Source organism: Streptomyces sp. NPDC005794 (assembly GCF_042871445.1).
In the GTDB taxonomy this organism is placed as follows: domain Bacteria; phylum Actinomycetota; class Actinomycetes; order Streptomycetales; family Streptomycetaceae; genus Streptomyces.
On sequence record NZ_JBIAIN010000009.1, the window covers coordinates 151990 to 168023 of the forward strand.

General features: G+C 72.8%; 13 protein-coding genes and 2 pseudogenes. 6 read left to right on the forward strand and 9 right to left on the reverse strand.

All coding sequences use genetic code 11. The features are described 5' to 3' along the window. Window positions 1-4: 4 nt before the first annotated feature. From ACFYQ5_RS16740 to ACFYQ5_RS16750, 3 genes are read right to left on the reverse strand one after another with little or no spacing between them, the layout of a single operon-like run. Window positions 5-1270, reverse strand: coding sequence for a bifunctional RNase H/acid phosphatase (locus ACFYQ5_RS16740; protein ID WP_389198048.1), 1266 nt, complete (start codon window positions 1268-1270; stop codon window positions 5-7). Continuing rightward, the gene (locus ACFYQ5_RS16745; protein ID WP_389198285.1) at window positions 1270-2013 is read right to left on the reverse strand and encodes a zinc ribbon domain-containing protein; all 744 of its coding nucleotides are present in this window, start codon (window positions 2011-2013) and stop codon (window positions 1270-1272) included. The genes ACFYQ5_RS16740 and ACFYQ5_RS16745 overlap by 1 nt, the downstream gene beginning before the upstream one ends. Next, entirely contained in the window at window positions 2010-2846 is an 837-nt protein-coding gene (locus tag ACFYQ5_RS16750) for a Nif3-like dinuclear metal center hexameric protein (protein ID WP_389198049.1), read from the reverse strand. Before ACFYQ5_RS16750 ends, ACFYQ5_RS16745 begins: the two co-directional genes overlap by 4 nt. A 252-nt stretch (window positions 2847-3098) precedes the next feature. On the opposite strand from ACFYQ5_RS16750, the gene ACFYQ5_RS16755 reads away from it, so the two are divergent. Continuing rightward, entirely contained in the window at window positions 3099-4493 is a 1395-nt protein-coding gene (locus ACFYQ5_RS16755) for a hypothetical protein (RefSeq protein ID WP_389198050.1), read from the forward strand. 427 nt (window positions 4494-4920) lie between these two features. On the opposite strand, the pseudogene ACFYQ5_RS16760 reads toward ACFYQ5_RS16755, so the two are convergent. Further along, window positions 4921-6427: pseudogene (locus ACFYQ5_RS16760) on the reverse strand (MFS transporter). A 247-nt stretch (window positions 6428-6674) separates the two neighbouring features. Here ACFYQ5_RS16760 and ACFYQ5_RS16765 point away from each other — a divergent pair. From ACFYQ5_RS16765 to ACFYQ5_RS16780, 4 genes are all read left to right on the forward strand, one after another. Beyond that, on the forward strand, window positions 6675-8207 hold the full coding sequence (locus tag ACFYQ5_RS16765; protein ID WP_389198051.1) for an MFS transporter: 1533 nt from the start codon (window positions 6675-6677) through the stop codon (window positions 8205-8207). A 192-nt stretch (window positions 8208-8399) separates the two neighbouring features. After that, entirely contained in the window at window positions 8400-9056 is a 657-nt protein-coding gene (locus ACFYQ5_RS16770; protein WP_389198052.1) for a class I SAM-dependent methyltransferase, read from the forward strand. A 22-nt stretch (window positions 9057-9078) separates the two neighbouring features. Next, window positions 9079-10026 carry an N-acetylmuramoyl-L-alanine amidase gene (locus ACFYQ5_RS16775; protein WP_389198053.1) on the forward strand — a complete coding sequence of 316 codons (948 nt, stop codon included), beginning with the start codon at window positions 9079-9081 and terminating at the stop codon, window positions 10024-10026. Window positions 10027-10221: 195 nt separating this feature from the next. Next, a complete protein-coding gene (locus ACFYQ5_RS16780; RefSeq protein WP_389198054.1) occupies window positions 10222-11049 on the forward strand; it encodes a hypothetical protein in 828 nt (275 codons plus the stop codon). Between the two features lie 155 nt (window positions 11050-11204). On the opposite strand, the pseudogene ACFYQ5_RS16785 reads toward ACFYQ5_RS16780, so the two are convergent. The 4 genes and pseudogenes from ACFYQ5_RS16785 to ACFYQ5_RS16800 all read right to left on the reverse strand — a co-directional run. Continuing rightward, a pseudogene (locus ACFYQ5_RS16785) lies at window positions 11205-11357 on the reverse strand (maleylpyruvate isomerase N-terminal domain-containing protein); the annotation flags it as partial. Window positions 11358-11465: 108 nt separating this feature from the next. Beyond that, entirely contained in the window at window positions 11466-12539 is a 1074-nt protein-coding gene (locus tag ACFYQ5_RS16790) for a prenyltransferase (protein ID WP_389198055.1), read from the reverse strand. Beyond that, on the reverse strand, window positions 12536-13267 hold the full coding sequence (locus tag ACFYQ5_RS16795) for a class I SAM-dependent methyltransferase (RefSeq protein ID WP_389198056.1): 732 nt from the start codon (window positions 13265-13267) through the stop codon (window positions 12536-12538). The genes ACFYQ5_RS16790 and ACFYQ5_RS16795 overlap by 4 nt, the downstream gene beginning before the upstream one ends. Window positions 13268-13319: 52 nt before the next feature. After that, window positions 13320-14633: a glycosyltransferase family 4 protein gene (locus ACFYQ5_RS16800; RefSeq protein ID WP_389198057.1), complete on the reverse strand. Its 1314-nt coding sequence runs from the start codon at window positions 14631-14633 to the stop codon at window positions 13320-13322. 231 nt (window positions 14634-14864) lie between these two features. Here ACFYQ5_RS16800 and ACFYQ5_RS16805 point away from each other — a divergent pair, with 231 nt between their 5' ends. After that, the gene (locus ACFYQ5_RS16805) at window positions 14865-15470 is read left to right on the forward strand and encodes a TetR family transcriptional regulator (protein ID WP_389198058.1); all 606 of its coding nucleotides are present in this window, start codon (window positions 14865-14867) and stop codon (window positions 15468-15470) included. Between the two features lie 36 nt (window positions 15471-15506). Here the strand turns inward: ACFYQ5_RS16805 and ACFYQ5_RS16810 are convergent, their stop codons facing one another. Continuing rightward, a complete protein-coding gene (locus ACFYQ5_RS16810; protein ID WP_389198059.1) occupies window positions 15507-16019 on the reverse strand; it encodes a hypothetical protein in 513 nt (170 codons plus the stop codon). Between the last annotated feature and the right edge of the window lie 15 nt (window positions 16020-16034).

A 16034-nucleotide genomic window follows, 5' to 3' on the forward strand; every position in this document is an offset into this window, starting at 1 on the left:
CCCACTACCGCAGGTGCGAGGTGTCGTTGAGGAGCCTCAGCGACGGGTTCCCGTCCGCGTAGTACGCCACCGTCGAGACCGAGGCCGGTGAGAGCTCCATGCGGAACAGCGACTCCGGCGGGGCGCCCAGGGCGAGCCGGACCAGGATCTTGATCGGGGTGACGTGCGTGACCAGGAGCACCGTACGGCCCGCGTAACGGGCGATCAGCCGGTCGCGCGTCGCCGACACCCGCTCCGCCACCTCGGCGAAGCTCTCGCCGCCGCCGGTGGGAGCCGCGTCGGGGGACGCCAGCCAGGCGGTGAGGTCGGAGCCGTAGCGCTCCTTCACCTCGCCGAAGGTGAGGCCCTCCCAGACCCCGAAGTCCGCTTCGCGCAGGCCTTCCTCGACGCGGACCTGAAGGCCGAGCCCGGCCGCCACGGCTTCCGCCGTCTCACGGCAGCGGCGCAGCGGGGAGCTCACGATCTCCTGGACCGTGCCCCGGGCGGCGAACGCCTCCGCGGCGCGGTCCGCCTGATGGCGTCCGGTCTCCGAGAGCTCGGGGTCGCTGCCGCCGCTGCCCGAGAACCGCTTCTCGGGGGTGAGGGCCGTCTCGCCGTGCCGGAGCAGGAAGAAGGTGGCGGGCGCGCCCAGATCGGGGGCGCTCCCCCAGCCCACCTGCGGGGTCGCCGATGCGCCCTGCGGGGTGGTCTCCGCCGGGCGGACGGCGGCCATCGCGGCGCGGACCCTCGCCGCGCCCGCCACCGCGTCACCGGGCGGCCCGGCCGGGGGCAGCGGCGACTCCGGCAGCACCGGCGTACGCGTCGTCTCCATGTCGGCCGTCGAGGACGCCGGGTCCCACTGCACGCCCCGCCTGCCCGCGTCCATCGCCTCGTTGGCGAGCCGGTCGGCGTGCTTGTTCCGGTCGCGCGGGATCCACTCGTACGTGACCGAGGAGGCGGGCAGGATGCTCGCGGCCTCCGCGGCGAGCGGCTTCATGTCGGGGTGCTTGATCTTCCAGCGGCCCGACATCTGCTCGACCACCAGCTTGGAGTCCATCCGGACACGGACCTCCACGGCCGTGTCCGGGAAGAGCTCCCTGACCGCCTTCAGCCCGGCGATCAGGCCCTTGTACTCGGCGACGTTGTTCGTCGCGACGCCGATGTACTCGGCCGCCTCGGCGAGCGTCGCGGCGTCGGCCTGGTCGAGCACGACCGCCCCGTAGCCGGCGGGCCCGGGGTTGCCCCGGGAACCGCCGTCGGCCTCGACGACCAGCTTGCGGGGAGCGGACACTACAGGCCCGAGTCCGCGGTGCGCACCAGGATGCGGTGGCAGTTCTCGCAGCGCAGCACCGTGTCGGGGGACGCGGCCTTCACGTCGTTGACCTCGGTGATGTTCAGCTCCAGGCGGCAGCCCTCGCAGCGGCGCTGGTAGAGCCGGGCCGCGCCGACGCCGCCCTGCTGGGCGCGCAGCTTGTCGTACAGCTTGAGCAGGTCGGCGGGAACGGCACCCGCGACGACCTCGCGGTCCTTGGCCACGACGGCGGCCTCGGCCTCGAGCTCCTGAGTGGCGGCGTCCCGGCGGGTGGTGGCGTCGTCCACCTTCGCCTGGACGGCGCGGACGCGCTCCGTCAGTTCGGTGACGCGCTCCTGGGCGGACTCGCGGCGCTCCATGATCTCGAGGACGACGTCCTCCAGGTCACCCTGGCGCTTGGCCAGCGAGGTGAGCTCGCGCTGCAGGCTCTCCAGGTCCTTCGGCGAGGAGACCGCGCCGGAGTCGAGCCGCTGCTGGTCGCGGACGGCACGCTGGCGCACCTGGTCGACGTCCTGCTCCGCCTTGGTCTGCTCGCGGGTGGTGTCGCTCTCCTCGGTCTGCGAGGCGACGAGCAGGTCGCGCAGCTGGGCGAGGTCGCTGTTGAGCACGTCGAGCTCGGCGTGCTCGGGCAGCGACGTGCTCTTGTGGGAGAGCTGCGACAGACGTACGTCGAGTGCCTGGACTTCGAGGAGTCGGATCTGGTCGGCGGGCGCGGCGTTCAGTTGGGGGCTCCAGAAGAGTGGTGGGTGGTCCAGGGGTCGGTGACCTGCTTCGAGACATGGACCCGCAGGTCCCATCCGTGGCGGTCGGAAATCGCGTCGAGCTGCGCGGCGGCCTGCTCGCACCAGGGCCACTCGGTGGCCCAGTGTGCGGCATCGACCAGGCCGAGCGGCGAGTGCTGGACGGCCTCGGAGGCCGGGTGGTGGCGCAGGTCCGCGGTGAGGAAGGCGTCCACACCGGCGGCCCGCACCGCGTCGAAGAGGCTGTCGCCGGAGCCGCCGCTCACCGCGACCCGGCGCACGACGGCGTCGGGGTCGCCGGCCAGCCGGACGCCCTGCGCCGTGGCGGGCAGCCGGGCGGCGGCACGGGCGGCGAAGTCGCGGAGGCTCTCGGGGTGGTCGAGCTCGCAGATCCGGCCGAGTCCGCGTCGGCCACCGGCGTCGGCGGGGTCCGGCACGAGGGGGCCGGTGATCCGCAGGTCGAGGGCGGCGGCGAGGGCGTCGGAGACCCCGGGGTCGGCGGTGTCCGCGTTGGTGTGCGCGACGTGCAGGGCGATGTCGTGCTTGATGAGCCCGTGCACGACCCGGCCCTTGAAGGTGGAGGCCGCGACCGTCGTCGTGCCGCGCAGATAGAGCGGGTGATGGGTGACGATCAGCTGGGCGCCGAGGGTGCGGGCCTCGTCGGCGATCTGCTGCACGGGGTCGACGGCGAAGAGGACCCGGTCGATCTCCGCTGCGGGATCACCGCAGACCGTGCCGACGGCGTCCCATCCTTCGGCCCGCTCGGGCGGCCAGAGGGCGTCGAGCTCGGCGATGACTTCAGACAGACGGGGCACGGAGGAAAGGCTACCTGCCCGCCGTGCCCCACCGCCCCTGGCCGCCGGGGCCCATGGGGACGGACCGGCGGCCGGTGCGAATCGTTACGCGCCTCGCTGCTTACCTCGGGTGCGCAGAAAAGCGGGAGCACAGTCACCCCTGCCTTCGCAGGCGAATCAGGACATCAACACCCTTATGCGTGAAGTGGTGTGGCTCGTGTTGTCCGTCGGGTGGCGCGAAACCTAGCTTCGGTTGCCGGAGGTGACCGGACCATGACTGCGTGTGCCATCGAGGACAAGACCGCCGGAGTCGCAAGGGCTGTCGCGACGGCCGAGCCCGCACCCGAGCCGGCGGAACCGGACGGGCCGGACGGGCCCGTGCCGCACGTCGGCGCCGCGGGTGTGCCGGACGAGGACCAGGACGCGGATCCGGTCGGGCCGGGTGCGGTCGGCCGGGACACCGGCCCACGCACGTCGCCCCTCCCCTCCGTGCCGCCCGTCCCCTCCGTGCCGCCCACGCCCCCCGTGCGGACACCCGCGGCGGCCGGCCCCCGGACCTCGTCGCGTCTCCTGCCGGCCGCGCTCACCATCGCCGCCGACCACTCGTACGCCGCGCGGCTCACCGCAGCCGGGGAGACGGCCGAGCCGGCCTGGTTCCCCGAGCGCTGGACGCTGGACGGGCCCGAGCCCTACGCCGTCCCCCTCCCCCTCGACCAGCCGGAGGAGGCGGCCTCCGATGTACTGCCGCTCTCGGACGGACGGGTCCTCATCCGGCGGCGGGTGGGAGCCGACCGGCACACGTTCTCGCTGCTCTATCCGACCGGGCCCGGCACGGGTGAACTCTCCCTGGGTTCCCTCGACTGCCCGGAACTCACACTCCTCCCCCCGTCCCCGGACGGCATGAGCGCCTGTGCCCTGGTTCCCGGTGAACGCTCCACCGCCGTCTGGCTGGTGGCGGGCGGCGCGTTCGGGCCCGAGCGGGTCGCGGATGTTCCGGGGCGCTGTTCGGGCGGTGCCTGGCTGGACCGCGAGGGCCGGCTGCTCGCCCTGGACCGGCAGATGCCGGGCGGCGGCCCCGTGAAAGCGGTCGTCGTGGACCTGGAGCGCTGCGGCGAGGTGACCCCGCTGCTGCAGATCGCACCGGAGAGCAACGATCGGTTGCTGCTGGCCGACGCCGACAGCGGCCTGTTGCTGGTCCGGTCCGACGCGCCCGGCCACGACCGGCTCGGCTGGGGCGTACTCGGCAGCTGTCTCCCGGTGCGGTTCCCGGAGTGCCTGCGCCCTCCGGACGGGACACTGACGCCGTTCGCCGTACAGCCCGGTCAGATGCTGATGCCGGAGAGCTGCGCGGTGGCCCTGCGGATCGACGGTTCGGCCGGCAGCTGGGTGGGGCTGTGGCGTCCGGCGGGACGCCGGCTGCACCAGTTCGCGGCGCCCGGCGGGTGGCTGGCCGGATCCGGTTTCTGGACCCGGGAAGGTGTGCTGCACCTGCCGTACGCGCAGGAGGGCGCCCCCTGCGCCGTGGCGTTGCTGGAGGCTCCCGTGGACGGCCCGCACCCGGTCGCCACGAACGGAACGGACACGTCCGGGGCTGCGGCGGCTCGCGGTGTGTGCACGCCCGTTCCGCTGGGGCAGGCGCCTCTCACCGGGCGCACCACACCTGGATAAACTCGGGATCGGGGCTACGCAGCCGTTCCGCGCGGGCGCCGACGGTGACCGTGCCGGGTGGCGGCGGGGCTGCGACACACACGTAAGCGATTGCAACGGGGAGACTTCCCACATGTCTGAAGCCCGAACCGACACGACCCAGACGCGTCCGCCGGAGGCGGACACGGAACGGGCCGAAGCCGGCGGCTACGGAAAGCACCGAGGAGGCGCATCTGCGGAGAGTGTGACCGTGCAGCCGCACGGCCGTCACCGCCGTCCCTCCGAAGGGGGTGGCAGCGCGGCGGCCTGATCCGCTCCGTACGACACGAGGGCCGTCGCAGCCACCCGGCTGCGGCGGCCTTCGGCGGTACGGCGACCGCGTCCCGCTCCCGACTTGAGGTCAGCCCCGGCCCCCGCCCCGGCAGTCATCTGATCCGCCGGACAGGTTCTACGCCTCCGGGGACTGCAGCGCCGACGCGGGCTCCGTCCCCGGGCGGCCCCCGGCTCGCGTCTCCGCGCGGCCGGGCGTCTGCTTCTCGCCCCGCCCCGGAAGCCAGAGCAGCATCATCACCGCCCCGGTCACCAGCACCACGGCGGAGGTGCGGAAGGCCAGGGCGTATCCGGCGGTGATCTCCGCCGGACCCGTCGAGCCCGCCGTACGGGCCGCCGCGACCGTGGAGAGCACGGAGAGGCCCAGTGCGCCGCCCATCGTGCGGGAGGTGTTGACCAGCCCGGAGACGAGTCCGGCGTCTCCGGGTGCCGCACCGGAGGTGGCGAGGGCGGCCAGCGGGGTGGAGGCCAGTCCGGCGCCGGCCATCATCAGGACGCCGGGGAGACAGACCGCCGTGAGGTAGGAGCCGTGCACGCCCAAGGTGGACTGCCAGCCGAAGCCGACGGCGGCGACCAGGGCGCCGGCCACGGCCAGGGGCTTGGCGCCGGTCCGCGCCATGAGCGCGGGGGCGGCCTTCGCGCCGACGAAGACGGCTACGGAGCTCGGTACGAGCGCGAATCCGGCCTCCAGCGGCGTGTAGCCCAGGACGTTCTGGACGTAGACGGTCATGAAGTACCACATGCAGAAGGTCGCCGAACCCAGCAGCAGCATCGACACGTTCGCCGCCGAGACGGCGCGCACCCCGAGCACCCGCAGCGGCATCAGGGGCGCGGCCGTCCTGGCCTCCACCAGGACGAACACGCCGAGCAGGGGCCAGACCGCCCAGCAGGGGCACCAGGGTGTCGGCGGCGGTCCAGCCGGCGGCCTCGGTCTGCACGATGCCGTACGCCGTCGTCGCCAGGCCCGCCGTGACGAGCACCGCGCCCAGCAGGTCCACACGGCGCCGGTCGCCCGCCCTGCCCTCGGCCAGCCACACGGCCGCGCCGGCGAGGACCAGGACGCCGACCGGCACGTTGATGAGCAGGACCCACCGCCAGGACAGGAGGTCGGTGAGCACCCCGCCGATCAGCCCGCCGGCCGCTCCGCCGCCCGCGCCGACGGCCATCCAGGTGCCGATCGCCTTGGTCCGCGCGGGGCCTTCGGGGACGGCCGCGGTGAGGATGGTGAGCGTCGCCGGGGCCAGCACGGCGGCGCCGAGTCCCTGCCCGGCTCGGGCGGCGAGGAGCTGCCAGCCCTCCTGCGCGAACCCTCCGGCCAGTGAGGCCGCGGTGAAGAGGCCGAGTCCGGTCAGGAACATCCTCTTGCGGCCGTAGATGTCGGCGGCCCGCCCGCCGAGCAGCATGAAGCCGGCGAAGGCGATCGAGTAGGCGTTGACGACCCACTGCAGTCCGGGTGCGCTCAGTCCCAGGTCGGTGCGCATGGACGGCAGTGCCACATTGACGACGGACACATCGAGGACGACCAGGAACTGGCCGGTGCAGGCGGCCGCGACCACGGCCCACGTCCGGGTTCTCGGTCGGGCGGGAGGCCGCGTGGGCGGGGAGACGTCAACCATGCGTGTCATACTCGCAGGCCACACGTGCCCCGTACATCGGTTTCGGGTCCCCCTTCGGGCCCCCTCGGGCCTCCGCCCCCTGGCGTAGGACCTTTGCCGACTGTCCTCTTTTTACGTCGTGTTCACCGGAATATCGCGGGCATACGGAAGCGTTCACCATGCACGCACTTGGCGGTGGGCGCTGCCTGTCGGCGCGCCCCCGCATGCTCCGCCCCGCTCGATCTTCCGCACTTTCCCCTGCCCGGAGGCCACACGTATGCAACGGACGACGAACGAACAGCAAGCCGGGAAACACCCCGACCCGCGCAGGGGCAAGGGCGGCGGCGTCGTTCCCGTACTCGCGTTCGCGGGGATCACCGTCGCGGTGATGCAGACCCTGCTCGTCCCCGTCATCAAGGACCTGCCGTCCCTGCTCGGCACCGACCCGGCGAACGCGACCTGGGTGATGACGGCCACCCTGCTCGCCGGGGCCGTCGCGACGCCGATCATGGGGCGGCTCGGCGATCTCTACGGCAAGCGGCGGATGCTGCTGGCCAGCCTCGCCGTCATGGTGGTGGGCTCGCTGATCTGCGCGTCCACCGACAGCCTCGTGGTCATGATCGTCGGCCGGGCGCTCCAGGGCTTCGCCATGGGCGCCATTCCGCTGGGGATCGGCATCATGCGCGATGTCCTGCCGGCCGAGAAGCTCGGCTCGGCGATGGCCCTGATGAGCTCGTCCATAGGGGTGGGCGGCGGACTCGCGCTGCCCGCCGCCGCGGTCGTCGCCCAGCACGCCGACTGGCACGCGCTCTTCCTGGGCTCCGCCGCGCTGGGCGTCGTGGCGATGACCCTGACGGCCCTCGTCGTGCCGGAGCCTCCGCTGCGCGCGCCGGGACGCTTCGACCACATCGGCGCGCTGGGGCTCTCCCTCGGCCTGGTCTGTCTGCTGCTGCCCGTCACCAAGGGCGGCGACTGGGGCTGGACCTCTCCCCTGACGCTCGGCCTGATCGGCGTGTCCCTGCTGATCCTGGTGCTGTGGGGCCTGTTCGAGCTGCGTTCCCCGGCACCGCTGGTCGATCTGCGCACCAGCGCCCGCCGTGAGGTGCTGCTCACCAACCTCGTGTCGATCATGGTCGGGGTGGCCTTCTACGCCGTCTCGCTGGTCCTGCCGCAGCTGCTCCAGCTGCCCGCGTCGACGGGATACGGACTGGGGCAGTCCATGGTGGTGGCCGGGCTCTGCGTGGCACCGCTGGGTGTGACGATGATGTTCGTCGCCCCGCTGTACGCCCGGATCTCCGCCCGCCGCGGCCCCAAGACCACGCTGATCCTGGGCATGCTCGTCATCGCCGTCGGCTACGGCGCCGGGCTGGGCCTGATGAGCGCGGCCTGGCAGACCGTGGTGATCGCGGTGGTGCTCGGAGCCGGCATCGGGCTCGCGTACTCCTCGCTTCCCGCGCTGATCATCGGGGCGGTCGACGCGTCCGAGACCGGCGCGGCCAACGGCCTGAACACGCTGATGCGCTCGATCGGCACCTCGCTGTCGAGTGCGGTGATCGGCATGGTGCTGGCGAACACCTCGGTGCGGATGGGGTCGGTGGAGGTCCCCACCATGGAGGGCTTCCGCACCTCGTTCATGATCGCCACCGGGGCGGTGCTGATCGGCCTCGTACTGGCCGCGTTCCTGCCGGCGCAGCGGAAGGCGCGCCCGGTGCTGCTGGCCAGCAGCGCGGGCGACGCGCTCGCCGCGGCGGAGTCCGCCCCCGTGGCGGTGGCGGTCAGCGCTCGGGAGCGTCGGACCTCGGCTCCGTAGCCGGCAGACGGGACACATCGGTTCCGGCCGCGCGCTCCTGCGGCCGGAACCCGCGTGTGAACGGCCGGGCGCGCCCTGCCAGGGACCCCGCCCCAGGCCCTCTCCACCCGTACGCCCCCGCCGATCCGTATCGCGGGGGCGTACGGCACGATGGGACGCCGTCCGATCCACCGCCCCACCAGGAGGAACCCCGTGGCCGCCGAGTCCGCCGCCCGTCCGGAGCCGAAGGTCCTCGCGGCCTTCGAGGCCGCCAAGGGCTTCATGCCGGTCCACGAAGGGCTCACTCTGTACGCCGCCGCCGTCGAGGCCGCCGCGCTGGGGCTGCCGCTCCTGGAGGTCGGAACCTACTGCGGACGGTCCGCGATCCTGCTGGCCGACGCCGCCCGCACCGCCGGGGTGACGGCGCTCACCGTCGACCACCACCGGGGCAGCGAGGAGCAGCAGCCGGGGTGGGAGTACCACGACCCGTCGGTGGTCGACCCGGAGATCGGCCTGATGGACACGCTGCCGGCCTTCCGGCGCACCCTGCACCGCGCAGGGCTGGAGGAGCACGTGGTGGCGCTCGTCGGGCGGTCCCCGCAGGTCGCCGCCGTCTGGGGCGGGGAACTCGGACTGGTCTTCATCGACGGCGGGCACACCGACGAGCACGCGAACGGCGACTACGAGGGCTGGGCCCCGAAGGTCGCCGACGGCGGCCTGCTGGTCATCCACGATGTGTTCCCGGACCCGGCGGACGGCGGCCAGGCTCCGTACCGCATCCACCAACGCGCCCTGAAGTCGGGCGCGTTCGCCGAGATCTCGGTGACGGACTCCTTGCGCGTATTGCGGCGTACGGGGCCGGGGACCTGAGGGTCACGGATAGCATCGCGACGTGCGTCACCACGAGTTGCCTCCCCCCACAGCGAGCACGGGCCCGCGCCGCAGGCCCGTGCTCGCCGCGGCTGCCCTGGCCGGCGTCTGTCTGACCGCCGCCGGGTGCGCGGGCGACGGCGGACAGGATCCCGGCGCCGGACCGGAGGCCGCGTCCCGGCCGTCGTCCTCCTCGCCGTCCCCCTCCCCCTCCCCCACGCCCTCGACCCGGGAGCCGTCGTCCCCGGCCGCGAGCCCGTCCGCCGGGGCCACGTCCGCGAAACCCCTGCCCCGGGGCCCCCTCACGGGCCGCACCGTGGTGATCGACCCCGGGCACAATCCGGGTAACCGCGACCACACCCGGGAGATCAACAGCCAGGTGGACATCGGCACCGGGCGCAAGGAGTGCGACACCACCGGCACGGCCACCGACGCCGGTTACGCGGAGGCCCGGTTCACCCTCGACGTCTCCCGCCGGCTGCGCACCCTGCTGGAGGAACAGGGTGCGAAGGTCGTCCTCACCCAGGACGGTGACCGCGCCTTCGGCCCGTGCGTCGACGAGCGCGCACGGATCGGCAACAGGGAGCGTGCCGACGCGGTGGTCTCGGTCCACGCGGACGGTTCCGCAACCGGGAACCGGGGATTCCACGTCATTCTCCCCGCAGCGGTGAACGGAGGCGGCGCGGACACCGCGAAGATCGTTGCCCCTTCGCGTGAACTTGGAGTGCGGATTGCGGGGAATTTCGTACGGGTCACCGGAAGTGCCCCGTCCAATTACATCGGCGGCAACACCGGGCTCGACACCCGTGATGATCTCGGCGGACTGAATCTGTCGAAGGTACCCAAAGTGTTCATCGAATGCGGCAATATGCGTGATCCGGAGGATGCCGCCCTGCTCACCAGCGCAGGCTGGCGCCAGAAAGCGGCTCTCGGCATCGCCGAGGGCATCGGCAGCTATCTGAAGAGGTAGTTCCGCGCGGACGGCAGCGGCAGCGGCGGCCTGTGGGGGACAGCCGGTCCGAGGTTCGGGCAGCACCACAACCGGCCCGGGCAGACGATAGATTCATCCGTACGATGGGGAGCCGCCCCCGAGCTTCGCGCCGCACCCGCCGTTCAGGCGGCATCGACGACCGCCCCGACGATACGACCGACTAAGGACCTTCACGTGAATATCCGCTCCCTCACTCGAGGCGACGGCGTGGTGATCGGAGCAGCGGTCGTGCTGTTCATCGCCTCTTTCCTCGACCTCTCCGGCTACGACTGCCCCTCGGGCGTGGACTGCTCGAGCTACAGCGCGAACGCCTGGGACTCGCTTTCCGTACTGATGGGCATCTACCTGGCCGGCATCATCGGCGCCGCGCTGCTGATCGTCAGCCGCGCGATGCCGGTCCGGAAGGTGGCCGGCTTCGAACTCGGCCAGTTCGGCGCCGCGTTCACCGTGTTCTCCCTGTGGACCATGTTCTGGACGATCATCGACGCCGGTGACGCGGGGGCCGGCCTGATCCTCGGGCTGCTCGCCGCCCTCGCGCTGGCCGGCGGCGCCGTGGCCACTCCGCTGGTTCCCGCGCTCAAGGCCCCGCTGCTGGGGACACCGCGCCCGGCCGCCGTCCAGCCGGCCTACGGCCAGCAGCCCAGTCAGGGCTACGGCTACCCAGGTGCCGCCCAGCAGCCCTTCGGCGCCCAGCCCGGCCAGCACCAGCCGTACGGCGCCCAGCCGGGCCAGCCCGGTCAGCCGGAACACCAGCAGGCGGCACAGCAGGCCTCGCAGGGCGGTGCGGCGCCGGCACCGGTTGCCGACTTCACGCCCTTCTGGTTCGCGGTGCCGGTGGCCCGTCCGCTGTACGGCGAGGACGGCGCCCCCAACCCGATCGCCGAACTCGCGCCCGGTACGTGGTACCTCGCGGTCGAGCAGCGTGGCCCCGGGCTCATCGCCCAGACGCAGGACGGCCGTCGTGGCGTCCTCCAGGACACCACGGGCATCCAGCGCGGCTGAGCCCGTCACGCCCGAGCGGCCCCCGCCCACCAGGGCGGGGGCCGCTGTCGTATCCGCGGCGGGTGGTGCTCAGCCGAAGGACGACCTCAGAAGCCGGACGAGGGCGGACTGGAGGTCCTCGGGGACAGGGGGCTGCTGGACTTCTGGCTGGAGACCGCGCCGCCGACGTGGACGACGAGCTCGCGCAGGTTCCAGTCGGGGCAGGTCGGCACCCGCCGGGTCAGGCCGGCGCTCGTGACCAGTGCGCCCAACTGCTCGGTCCGGGCCAGGATTTCGTCGCAGTAGCGCGCATGCGCGAGGAGGGTCATCCGGGCACCCTATGCGGCGTACGACGGCCGCTTCAGCTGATTATCCGCCCAGTTCGGAGGTGGACGGAACCTTGTTCTTCACCTCGGCGCCCGCGCTCTTTGGCACCCCTACCGGCAGCAGTCCGGCTCCAGCCCGGCCGGCAGCCGTTCGCCGCTGAAGACCGCCGTGGTCGCCTCGTCCCCCCCGAGCGCCGCCACCGCGAGCAGCAGTGATCCGGCGGTCCAGGTGGTGAGTTCCTCCGGCCATATGGCCCGCTCGCCCTCGAAGACGTACCCCGTCCAGTAGAGGCCGCCTTCGGCCCGCAGGTGCTGGATGGACTGCAGGATCTCCAGGGCACGGTCCGACTCCCCCGTCACCCAGAGCGCCAGGGCCAGTTCGCAGCTCTCGCCGCCCGTCACCCAGGGGTTGGGGAGCACACAGCGCACGCCGAGACCGGGGACCACGAAGCTGTCCCAGCCGTCCTCGATCCGCCGCGTCGCGTCGGGCCCGGTGACCGCCCCGCCGAGGACCGGGTAGTACCAGTCCATCGAGTAGCGGCTCTTGTCCAGGAAGCGCTCGGGGTGGCTGCGGATCGCGTGGCCGAGCGCACCGGCCGCCAACTCCCAGTCGGGCTGCGGTTCCTCGCGCTGTTCCGCGAGCGCCAGGGCGCAGCGCAGCGCCTGGTGGACGGAGGAGGAGCCGGTCAGCAGGGCGTCGGTGACGGGGGTGCCGTCGGCTTCGCGCTTCCAGCCGATCTGGCCGCCGGGCTGCTGGAGCCGCAGCACGAACTCGACCGCGGCGTAGACCGTCGGCCACATCCGGTCGGCGAACGCGTCGTCGCCGGTGGCGAGGTAGTGGTGCCAGACGCCGACGGCCACGTAGGCGCAGAAGTTGGTCTCGCGGCCCAGGTCCGTCGGCCGGCCGGGGTCGCCGTCGTGGTACGCGGCGTACCAGGAGCCGTCCTCGTTCTGGTGGCGGGCCAGCCACGCGTAAGCGCGGGCGGCGGCCGCGTGCTCCCCGGCCGCGTCCAGGGCCATGGCGGCCTCGGTGTGGTCCCACGGGTCGAGGTGGTGCCCGCGGAACCAGGGCAGTGCCCCGTCCGCGCGCTGCACGGCGAGCAGCGCGGCCACGGTCTCGGCTGCCTGTCCGGCGGTGAGGACGCCCGGCAGGACGAGGTGTTCGGTCTGCTCCGGCGTGCTCACGCCTCGGCCTTGGGCAGGTGCGGCTTGGTCGCGTACGCCACGAAGCTCTTGCCGACGACCGGGTTGAGCAGCTGCTCGGTGACCCGGGTGGCCAGGGGCTTCTTCATGATGTCCCAGACCAGCAGCTTGTGGTAGGCGCGCACCGGGAACGCCTTCTCGTTGTCCACGCCGAAGGCGCACTTCAGCCACCAGTACGGGCTGTGCAGCGCGTGCGCGTGGTGGGTGCCGTAGGGCTTGAGTCCGGCTTCCCGGATCTTGCCGAGGAGTTCGTCGGCCTTGTAGATCCGGATGTGGCCGCCCTCGACCTCGTGGTACGCGTCGGAGAGCGTCCAACAGACCTTCTCGGGGCCGTAGCGGGGCACGGTGATCGCGATCCGGCCGCCGGGCTTCAGGACACGGACCATCTCGGCGAGCACACCCTTGTCGTCGGGGATGTGCTCCATCACCTCGGAGATGATCACGACGTCGAACGACGCGTCGGGGAACGGCAGGTTGAGGGCGTCGCCCTCCATCGCGGTGGCGGTCGCGCCCGCGGGTGCCTCACCGGCCTCCTTCATCGCGGCGAACCACTTGGCGACCTCGCGGATCTCCTCGCCGTTCCGGTCGAGGGCCACCACCTGGGCGCCACGCCGGTAGCACTCGAAGGCGTGCCGGCCGGCGCCGCAGCCCAGATCGAGCACCCGGTCGCCGGCGGCGAGCGGGAAGCGGGTGAAGTCGACGGTCAGCACGGGGGCCTGCCTTCGAGGTCGGAGGTACGGATTCCGGGAGCCACGGGGGCGCTCACCTTCGCGCCCCACGGGCGGCGATCGACTGACGGTACAGCTCGACGGTACCGGCGGCGGCCCTGGCCCAGGTGAAGTTGGCCAGCACCCGGGCGCGGCCGGCCGCGCCGAGGCGGGCGCGCAGTTCACGGTCGCCGAGCAGCCGGCCGAGCGCGGCGGCCAGTGCCTCCGCGTCGCCCGGCGGCACGGCGAGGCAGGTCTCCCCGTCGGGCCCCGCGACCTCCGGGATGGCGCCGCCGGTGGTGGCCACCAGCGGGGTCCCGGTGGCCATGGCCTCGGCGGCGGGCAGCGAGAAGCCCTCGTACAGCGAGGGGACGCAGGAGACCTGGGCGCTGCGGACCAGGTCGACGAGTTCGGCGTCGCTGATGCCCTTGACGAATTCGACGGCGTCCTGGAGTCCGAAGCGCTCGATGGCCTGGGCGACGGGGCCGCGCTCCGCACGCCTGCCGACGACCACGAGGTGCGCGGCCGGGTTCTCGGTGCGGAGTTTGGCGAGGGCCTCCACGAGGTGGACGAGGCCCTTGAGCGGGACGTCGGCGCTGGAGGTGGTGACGATCCGGCCGGGGACCTCGGCGACCGAGGGGTCGGGTGACCAGAGGTCGGTGTCGGCCCCGATGTGCACGACGCGGATGCGGTCCCGGCGCACCCCGAGGTGCTCGACGATCTCCTGCTGCGACGAGCCGGAGACGGTGAGGACCGACGGCAGACGGCGGGCGACGCGCTTCTGCATGCGGGTGAAGCCGTACCAGCGGCGCACGGAGAGCCGGCGGCGCGCCGACTCCGCGGCGTCCAGGTCCAGTTGGCGGTCGACCGTGATCGGGTGGTGGATCGTGGTGACGAGGGGCGCACCGACGTCCCCGAGCAAGCCGTAGCCGAGCGTCTGGTTGTCGTGCACGACGTCGAAGTCACCGCGTCTGGCGAGGAGATGACGCCGCGCCCGCAGGCTGAAGGTGAGCGGCTCCGGGAAGCCGCCGGTCCACATGGTGGCGACCTCGGCGAGGTCGATCCAGTCGCGGTACTCGCCGCGTCCCGGGGTGCGGAACGGGTCGGGCTGGCGGTAGAGGTCGAGGCTCGGCAGCTCGGTGAGCGGGACGCCTTCGTCGAGTACGGGGTAGGGCTGGGCGCCGATCACTTCGACGCTGTGGCCGAGCCGCGCCAGCTCGCGGCCGAGGTGGCGGACGTAGACGCCCTGGCCACCGCAGAAGGGGTTGCCCTTGTAGGTCAGGACCGCGATGCGCAACGGCCGGTCACCGTCGGTGCCGGACGCGCCGCCGCCCTCGAAGGGGCCCGTCTCTATGGCCTCAGCGGTCACACTCGGCCCCCTTCTCACTGCGTTTTCGCCGGAGCGTAACCGGTCGCGCTAATCTAGAACAAGTTTCAGACTCGTTCGTTCAACCCGCACCGAATCTACCGGCAGGTAGCGTCGGTGTGACGGCCGGATCAGGTGATTCGCGCCACGACGGACGCCCTGGCATGCTGTGCGCCCCGGAAACCGGGGCCCGGCCGGACAGGGAACCGGTTCTCCCTTTGTGGATGGGGACAGATGACAGCGGAAGCCAGGCCGGCAGCGCCTCCCCTGACGGAACGCCAGGAAGCCCGCCGCCGCAGCATTCTGCGGGCCGGTGCGCAGCTCGCGGGACGGGGCGGTTTCGAGGCGGTGCAGATGCGTGAGGTGGCGGAGGCCGCCGGGGTCGCGCTGGGCACGCTGTACCGCTACTTCCCGTCCAAGATCCATCTTCTGGTCGCGGTCATGCAGGACCAGCTCCAGCGTCTGCACCTCACGCTCCGCAGGCAGCCGCCCACCGGTGAGGACGCCGCCCGGCGGGTCGCCGACACGCTGATGCTGGCCTTCCGGGCGCTCCAGCGCGATCCGCTCCTGGCGGACGCCATGGTGCGGGCGCTGACCTTCGCCGACCGCGGGGTGAGCCCCGAGGTGGACGCCGTGTCCCGGCTGACGACGGCGATCGTGCTGGACGCCATGCGGGTGCGGGACCCGACGCAGGAACAGCTGTCCGTGGTCCGCGTCATCGAGCACACCTGGCACTCGGCTCTGATCACCTGGCTCTCGGGGCGGGAGTCGATCGCGCAGGTGAAGCGGGACATCGAGACGGTGTGCGGGCTGATCGACCTGCCGGCGGACACGCGCTGAGGCCGGCGCCGTGCGCGGTGCCCGCAGCGTCGGCTGTCAGGCCGGGTCCTCGTAGTCTCCCCTGATCCTCGCGGGCAGCCGGCAGCCGTCCTCGACCGCGGTGAGGGACACCGTCCGCCCCGCCCCCGAGCCCTCCGCGGCGTGGTGCCGGGCGTACAGCTTCCAGCCCCGCTTGGCCAGGGTGCGGTAGGTGACCTCGTGCTCGGCATGGCTGGAGACGATCTCCCAGTCGTGCTGCCTCGACCGCAGCACCGTCGCCTCGAAGGCATCGGCGCCGTCCGCCTCCGGCACGTCGCCCTTCCAGGGTGCGACGCACTTCTGCCAGGCGCCCTTCGGCAGTCCGGCGGTGGAGGTGTCACCGGGCGGAAGCCCTCCGGCCCGGGCGAAGCCGGCTATCTCGTCGGCGACCGTCTGCGCGGCGAACGGTGGAGCGGGGTCCGGGGAGGGAGCGGGGACACCCTCACTGTCCTCGATGAGGCCGCAGCCCGCCGTCGCCGTCATGAGTCCGGCCGCCACGGCGACAACGGCCGCCGTCCTGCTTCTGCGCACTGACGCTTCCCACCC

Bases quoted from the DNA above. Each gene is read 5' to 3' on its own strand.
- ACFYQ5_RS16755 (WP_389198050.1), top strand. From the start codon at position 3,099: ATGACTGCGTGTGCCATCGAGGACAAGACCGCCGGAGTCGCAAGGGCT.
- ACFYQ5_RS16765 (WP_389198051.1), top strand. From the start codon at position 6,675: ATGCAACGGACGACGAACGAACAGCAAGCCGGGAAACACCCCGACCCG.
- ACFYQ5_RS16805 (WP_389198058.1), top strand. From the start codon at position 14,865: ATGACAGCGGAAGCCAGGCCGGCAGCGCCTCCCCTGACGGAACGCCAG.